Annotated in this window: 7 protein-coding genes; all 7 read left to right on the top strand. The window is 41.5% G+C overall.

The features are described 5' to 3' along the window. Window positions 1–47: 47 nt before the first annotated feature. Window positions 48–2,156 (top strand): flagellar biosynthesis protein FlhA, encoded by a 2,109-nt coding sequence (flhA, locus tag AN392_RS15540; protein ID WP_010387925.1) that lies wholly within the window; start codon window positions 48–50, stop codon window positions 2,154–2,156. Window positions 2,157–2,177: 21 nt separating this feature from the next. Further along, window positions 2,178–3,665 (top strand): flagellar biosynthesis protein FlhF, encoded by a 1,488-nt coding sequence (flhF, locus tag AN392_RS15545; protein WP_055013210.1) that lies wholly within the window; start codon window positions 2,178–2,180, stop codon window positions 3,663–3,665. Continuing rightward, the gene (locus tag AN392_RS15550) at window positions 3,658–4,518 is read left to right on the top strand and encodes a MinD/ParA family protein (protein ID WP_054201715.1); all 861 of its coding nucleotides are present in this window, start codon (window positions 3,658–3,660) and stop codon (window positions 4,516–4,518) included. The genes flhF and AN392_RS15550 overlap by 8 nt, the downstream gene beginning before the upstream one ends. 26 nt (window positions 4,519–4,544) lie before the next feature. After that, complete coding sequence (locus tag AN392_RS15555) at window positions 4,545–5,255, top strand: RNA polymerase sigma factor FliA (RefSeq protein WP_054201714.1); 711 nt, start codon at window positions 4,545–4,547, stop codon at window positions 5,253–5,255. Window positions 5,256–5,295: 40 nt separating this feature from the next. Next, entirely contained in the window at window positions 5,296–5,679 is a 384-nt protein-coding gene (gene cheY, locus AN392_RS15560) for a chemotaxis response regulator CheY (protein WP_008112210.1), read from the top strand. 16 nt (window positions 5,680–5,695) lie between these two features. After that, window positions 5,696–6,469: a protein phosphatase CheZ gene (locus AN392_RS15565; protein ID WP_054201713.1), complete on the top strand. Its 774-nt coding sequence runs from the start codon at window positions 5,696–5,698 to the stop codon at window positions 6,467–6,469. Between the two features lie 14 nt (window positions 6,470–6,483). Beyond that, window positions 6,484–8,012 (top strand): chemotaxis protein CheA (locus tag AN392_RS15570; RefSeq protein ID WP_055013211.1); only part of this gene is annotated, 1,529 nt, incomplete at its 3' end.

Consider the following 8,012-nt stretch of genomic DNA (forward strand, 5'->3'; position numbering starts at 1 on the left):
GTTATTGCAATTTCAGCGTAGTGTCAATTTTTTGAAATTGTAGAGTTATGGAATTTAAAGCGGTATTACAACAACTTAATAAAGATAAAAAAGAATATGCAAAAGGCGTTGGTACACCGCTTTTAGTGTTAGCTGCGCTTGGCATGGTTATATTACCACTGCCTCCATTTCTGCTTGATATATTATTTTCGTTTAATATCGCGCTCGCATTAGTTGTATTACTGGTCACCGTATATACCATGAAGCCGCTTGAGTTTGGCATGTTTCCAGCGGTGTTGTTAATCGCTACGATCATGCGTTTAGCACTTAACGTAGCCAGTACTCGGGTGGTACTTCTTGAGGGTCATAATGGTGGTGATGCCGCTGGTAAGGTAATTGAAGCATTTGGCTCGGTGGTGATTGGTGGTAACTACGCCGTGGGTTTAGTGGTATTTTTGATTCTAATTATCATAAACTTTGTGGTAATTACTAAAGGTGCAGGGCGTATTTCTGAAGTGTCAGCACGCTTTACCCTTGATGCCATGCCGGGTAAGCAAATGGCGATTGATGCAGATATGAATGCTGGCTTTATTAGTGCAGAGCAAGCCAGAGAGCGTCGTGATGAAGTAACCCGTGAAGCCGACTTTTATGGTTCTATGGATGGTGCCAGTAAATTTGTAAAAGGCGATGCTATCGCGGGTATCGTCATTTTAGTGATCAATATTGTAGGTGGTTTATTTGTTGGCATGATCCAGCATGACTTGAGCTTTTCACGCGCTATGGAAGTGTACACACTATTGACCATTGGTGATGGCTTAGTCGCGCAATTACCTTCATTACTACTTTCAATTGGTACTGCGATTGTTGTAACGCGTCAAAATGAGTCGCACAATATGGGCGATCAGTTTAAGCAGCAGCTAGGAAACGAAAAATCATTATTTATTGCCTCTGGTATCCTCATTACTATGGGTTTAGTCCCAGGTATGCCGCATATTGCATTTTTAAGCTTAGGGGCGCTTTTAGGTTACCTTGCATACTACACCCAGCAAAACAAACTTAAATTGGCGGCTGCTGAGGCCGAAGAAGCTGAAAATGCAGCCTCAGGTACCGGGATTGCGGCTAAACAAGAACAAAAAGAACTGGGTTGGGATGATGTACAGCAAGTTGATGTTATTGGCTTAGAAGTAGGTTATCGATTAATTCCTTTGGTTGACCAATCACAAGGTGGTGAGCTGTTAAACCGCATTAAAGGGGTGCGTAAAAAACTATCTCAAGAGCTGGGCTTTTTAGTACCGCCTGTACATATTCGCGACAACCTTGAACTTGATCCAAATGCGTATCGCATCACTATGATGGGTGTATCAAGTGGTGAGGGAGAGCTTAAACACGGCGATGAATTAGCAATTAACCCAGGCCAAGTGTTTGGCCCGCTAAAAGGCATTGAAACTACAGACCCTGCATTTGGTTTAGATGCGGTATGGATAAAACCCGATCAAAAAGATGAAGCGCAATCTTTAGGTTATACCGTAGTTGATTCAGCAACCGTTGTGGCCACTCATATTAGCCAGTTACTCACCAATAGCGCCGCATTATTGCTTGGCCACGAAGAAGTACAAAACTTATTAGACATGTTAGGTAAAAGTCACCCTCGCTTAGTTGAAGGGCTAGTACCTGAGGTATTACCGCTGACCACCATCGTTAAAGTACTACAAAACTTATTAAATGAAGGGGTAGCAATACGAGATATGCGCTCAATTGTTCAAACCCTTGTTGAGTATGGCCCTCGTAGCCAAGACCCTGATGTATTAACGGCTGCAGTGAGAATATCGTTGCGTAGATTAATCGTTCAAGATGCTGTTGGTATGTCTTCTGAAATCCCTGTCATAACCTTGGCGCCTGAGTTGGAACAGATGTTGCATCAGTCACTTCAAAATGCAGGTGATGAAGGTGCCGGAATAGAACCAGGACTTGCTGATAGACTTCAAACATCATTGAATGAAGCGCATCAAAATCAAGAAATGGCCGGTGAACCTTCAATATTGCTAACGTCAGGAATGTTACGCACTGTCCTATCTCGATTTGTTAAATACACCATTCCAGGATTGCGAGTGATGTCTTATCAAGAGATACCAGATGAAAGACAGATCAAGATTGTCAGCTCTGTAGGCCAACAATAAGATTTTAAAGGGGTTTGAATTATGAAAATTAAACGTTTTTTTGCTAAAGACATGCGCACCGCACTAAAAGAAGTAAAAGAAGAGCTCGGTGTTGATGCGGTTATTATGTCAAATAAGAAACTAGCTAATGGCGTTGAAATTGTTGCTGCTGTTGATTACGACAAAGCCGCAGCAAAAGCGCCAGAGCAGCCTCAAAGCCAGCCAGCTGAAAGCGCTTCATTTGCACATACCCAGAGCTCACATAATTTTGTAAAACCAGAGCCACAACGTGCTCAACCTAAGCCACAAGCAAAGGTAGCTGATAGTTTACAAGCTTTATTAGAACGTCAATCTCCCCGTCCTCGTTCAGCAGAGCTTGCGTCAATGTTTTCACAATCAGGCATTGATACCTCTGGTCATTATCAAGAACAAGAATCTGTGCAATCTCGACCTAAAAATATGTTTGAGCGTGAACCAAGCGCATCTGCACGTCCTCGTACTCAAGCTGATAGCTTGGGTTTTGATGATTTAGACAGTGGTTTTGACGATTTAGACTCACCGAGTGCACCTCGTCAGCAAACGATGCAAAACGAGTCGAGTGATATAAGTACTATGCGCGAAGAAATGAACGCAATTCGTCAATTACTAGAACATCAAGTGTCAGGTTTAATGCAACAAGATATGGCACGTCGCGATCCAACCCGTGCATGTATGATTGACCGTTTAGTGGGTATGGGAATAGATAAAGACGTTGCTGAGCAGATGGCATGCTTTGTACCCGATGATGTATCTCGCCAACAAGGTTGGAAAGCCTTATTGAATATGGTTGAAGATCAAATGCAAACCACTAACAACGAAATTCTTCGCCAAGGTGGTGTTTATGCGCTAGTAGGCCCAACAGGGGTAGGTAAAACCACCACAGTTGCAAAATTAGCTGCATTAGGTGCGCAAAAATATGGTGCTGATAAAGTCGCACTTATTACTACTGATACCTACCGTATTGGTGCATATGAGCAGCTAGCAACCTATGGTCGAATTATTGGCTGTGGCGTTAAACAAGTCAAAGATGCAAATGAATTAGCAGAAGTTTTATACCATTTACGAAATAAACGTCTAGTCTTAATTGATACAGCAGGAATGAGTCAGCGAGATTTGCGTTTAACTGAGCAGCTTAATACCTTGATGCGTAATCAGCGTGTAGATATACGTAGTTATTTAGTATTAAGTGCTACAGCACAAATTAATGTATTACAAGAAACAGTAAGGCATTTTAAAAAAGTACAGCTTAGTGGATGTATTTTTACTAAGTTAGATGAGTCATTGAGTTTAGGTGAGATTATTAGTATTGCGATTCAAAATCGTCTCCCAATAGGGTATCTTACTAACGGCCAGCGAGTACCAGAAGATATTAGAGTGGCAAATGCCGAAAAACTAGTAAAAAAAGCTGAGCAATTGTATTTGAAAAGAATAAAAGCACAACAATCACGACACCAATCAGTGGCGTCGAGCACAGTAGAGATGTATGATTAACACAGTTTTAGATCAAGCAAGCGGCCTTCGCAAAATGAGCAACAATAATAATAACGGCGTAAAAGTTATCGCTGTCACCGGCGGCAAAGGTGGAGTAGGTAAAACAAACGTATCCCTTAATACGGCAATCGCGCTAGGCCAACAAGGCAAACGTGTGCTGGTTTTAGATGCTGATTTAGGGTTAGCTAATTGTGATGTTATGCTTGGACTGCGTGTAGAGCGCAATTTATCTCATGTCTTATCAGGTGAGTGTGAACTTGAAGATATTTTAGTTGAAGGCCCTGCAGGTATAAAAATAGTACCTGCAACATCGGGTTCGCAAAGTATGGTTGAGTTATCTCCTTCAGAGCACGCCGGACTTATTCGTGCATTTAGCGAGCTTAACACTGATTTTGATATTTTAATTGTTGATACCGCTGCGGGTATTTCTGACATGGTATTGAGCTTTTCTCGTGCCGCACAGGATGTGGTTGTGGTGGTATGTGATGAGCCAACATCAATTACCGATGCCTATGCGCTCATTAAAGTACTGAGCCGTGAGCACGGCGTATACAAATTTAAAATTGTTGCCAACATGGTGCGTAGCTTACGTGAAGGGCAGGAATTATTTGCTAAACTTTCAAAAGTAACCGACCGATTTTTAGATATATCAATGGAGCTTGTTGCAACAGTTCCTTATGATGAGAATATGCGCAAATCAACGCGTCGCCAAAAAGTGATAGTTGAAGTTTTTCCAGGATCTCCTGCTGCGATTGCTTTTAAAACACTGGCGACAAAAATTACTAAGTGGCCAACACCTAGTCAAGCCTCGGGTCATTTAGAGTTTTTTATTGAGAAGCTAGTTAGTAACTAATAATGACAATACCGGTGAATAGAGCTATGGGATATCAGTCAACACAGAGTTTAAATATGATTGTTGAAAAGCATGCCTCATTAGTCAAAAAAGTGGCATGCCATTTAATTGCTCGTTTACCGGCCAGTGTGCAACTAGATGATTTAATCCAATCAGGTATGATCGGATTAATAGAAGCTTCAAAAAACTTTGATGCAAGCAAAGGTGCGAGTTTTGAAACCTTTGCGGGAATTCGTATTCGTGGTGCAATGATAGATGAAATGCGTCGAGGTGATTGGGTTCCACGCTCGGTTCACAGAAAAAGCCGCTTAGTAGCAGAGACTATTGTTGCTCTTGAAAGTAGTTTAAACCGTGAACCCAAAGATAGTGAAGTTGCTGAAAAACTTGAAATTTCGTTAAATGAGTACCATCATATTTTAAACGATGTGAATGTAAGCAAAGTTTTAGGTATTGAAGACCTTGGTATTGACGATGATGTGATTACACCGCATGGTCAAGATTTAGCACTAGACAAACCTTTCAATAATGTTAAAAATGAACGGTTTAATGAGTCTTTACTCAATGCGATAAAGTCGTTACCGGAAAAAGATGCAATGGTGCTTTCTTTGTACTATAACGATGAAATGAATTTAAAAGAAATTGGGCATATACTCGATGTAAGTGAGTCGCGTGTAAGTCAGATACATGGTCAGGCGATGATTAAGCTTAAAGCAAAAATCAATGACTGGATAAACTAGAAGTAAGTAAATAAAGGTTCAGGCCTCACTGGAGGATGTTTTGGATAAAAACATTAAAATTCTTGTTGTTGATGATTTTTCGACGATGAGACGTATTATTAAAAACCTGTTGCGCGATTTAGGTTTTACCAATGTTCAAGAAGCAGATGACGGGTCAACTGCTTTACCTATGTTACAAAATCAAGCGTTTGATTTTGTTGTAACAGATTGGAATATGCCAGGCATGCAAGGTATTGATCTTTTGAGGGCAATTCGAGCTGATGAAAAATTAAAGCATATTCCTGTTTTAATGGTGACAGCAGAAGCTAAAAAAGAACAAATAATTGCTGCAGCCCAAGCTGGCGTTAATGGTTACATTGTTAAACCATTTACTGCAGGTACATTGAAAACTAAATTAGAAAAAGTGTTCGAACGCTTAGGTTAATGAGAGGGAGAGGCTTATGTCAGCACCTGCTGCGCCTCAGATTACTTTAGAACAAGCTCGCCAGTTAGTGGTTTTTTTAGAAAATGGTGAGCAAGATAAAGCGAATCAGTTAATTTTAGAAACAGCTTCACAAGAGCAATCACAGCTATTTGCTGAGGTGGGTAAGTTAACGCGTCAACTGCACGAAGCTTTAAAGAGTTTCGAGTTAGACACGCGTTTAACAGATATTACCACTGATGCCATCCCTGACGCTAAAAAACGCCTTAACTACGTCATGGAAATGACAGAAAACGCAGCCAATAAAACAATGGATGCGGTTGAAGCAAGCTTACCATTAGCACAAGAAATTGCTGACGAAATAGCTGACATCAAGCCAACGTGGGATCGCTTAATGAACCGCGAAATAGAGCTTGGTGAGTTTAAGTCACTTTGCCATAGTATTGATAAGTTTATGAACAGCTCTCATCATAAAACTGATGAGTTGCAAATGTTGATGACCAATGTATTGATGGCTCAAGACTATCAAGATTTAACTGGTCAGGTTATTCGTCGTGTTATTGAACTTGTGCGTGAAGTTGAAGAAAGCTTAATCCACTTGTTAACTGCATTTGCAGCACAAGGTGAAGTTGAGCCAGCACAACTGACCGAACAACCAGAAGAAACAGAAGATTCCATTGTTGCACAAACACTAGCAGGCCCAGAAGGGCCTATTATTGATAAAGAATCGCGTAATGATGTTGTATCTGATCAAGATGAAGTTGATGATCTATTATCAAGTTTGGGCTTCTAATAGGAGAGTACTGCATGAGCTTTGAAGTCGATGAAGATATTTTACAAGACTTTTTAGTAGAGGCCGGAGAAATCCTTGAGCTTTTATCTGAACAGTTAGTAGAACTGGAAAACAACCCAGATGATACTGAACTACTAAACGCAATATTTCGTGGTTTCCACACTGTAAAAGGTGGCGCCGGCTTTTTGGCAATGACAGAGCTTGTTGATGCATGTCATGGTGCTGAAAACGTGTTTGATTTATTGCGCCAAGGTGTAAGAACAGTTAACTCTGAATTAATGGATGTAATTTTACAAGCACTCGACACCATTAATGAAATGTTTGCCACAATTAAAAATCGTGACCAACCAGAACCTGCTGATCCAGAGTTACTTGCAGTCCTTCATAAACTTGGACAACCACCGACGGCAGAAGAGCTTGCTGGCGATTCTGTAGTTGAAGACACAGCCCCTGTTGAAACTCCCTCGGTAGAACCTGAACCTGTAGCTGAGCAGCCAAGCAATGATGCGGAAGAAGATCCGTTTGCTTTTGATGAATTATTTAGCGGCCCAGATAGCAGTAGCTCAGACTCTCAGATTGATGAAATAACTGAAGATGAATTCGAAAGCTTACTTGATGAGTTACATGGTAAAGGTCAAGCTCCACAAGAAGAACAGTCCTCATCAAGTGATAATGATGTCAGTGGCGATATAACTGACGATGAATTTGATAGCTTATTAGATGAGCTTCATGGTGTTGGTAGTTTTGGCGAAGTCACTCAAAACGCCCCAAGCACACCACAGCAAGCACCATCGGCTCCTGTGGCTTCACAAAATAACGACTCAAGCGCGAGCGATGATGAAATAAGTGACGATGAATTTGAAGCTTTGCTAGATGAATTACATGGCAAAGGTGCACCTAAATCGTTAGAAACATCGGCTCCAGAAAGTAAACCTGAGCCAGTAGCCGCAAACAAGCCTGCGCCTGCTGCGCCAAAACCTGAGCCTAAACCGGTACCAAAAGCAGAGCCTGCAAAGCCGGCACCTTCTCCACAGCCAGCTAAGGCAGCGCCGCCTAAAAAAGCAGCGCCTCCACCGGCGGAGACAACAGTACGTGTTGATACCAAACGTTTAGACCAAATAATGAACATGGTTGGTGAATTGGTACTTGTGCGAAATCGTTTGGTAAGCTTGGCAACAAACTCTGACAGCGAGGCTATGGGTAAAGCTATTTCTAATTTAGATGTAGTGACTGCTGATATCCAAGGTGCGGTAATGCAAACACGAATGCAGCCAATTAAAAAAGTGTTTGGCCGTTTCCCCCGTGTAGTTCGAGATTTAGCACGAACGCTGCAAAAAGATATTAATTTATTACTTGTTGGTGAAGACACCGATTTAGATAAAAATTTAGTGGAAGCATTGGCAGATCCACTCGTGCATTTAGTGCGCAACTCAGTGGATCATGGCATTGAAATGCCAGATGTTCGTGAAGCATCGGGTAAACCTAGAACCGGTACTGTTACTTTATCAGCGTCTCAGCAAGGCGACCATATCCTGCTTACCAT

The sequence above is a fragment of the Pseudoalteromonas sp. P1-16-1b genome (genome assembly GCF_001401785.1).
GTDB lineage: Bacteria > Pseudomonadota > Gammaproteobacteria > Enterobacterales > Alteromonadaceae > Pseudoalteromonas > Pseudoalteromonas undina.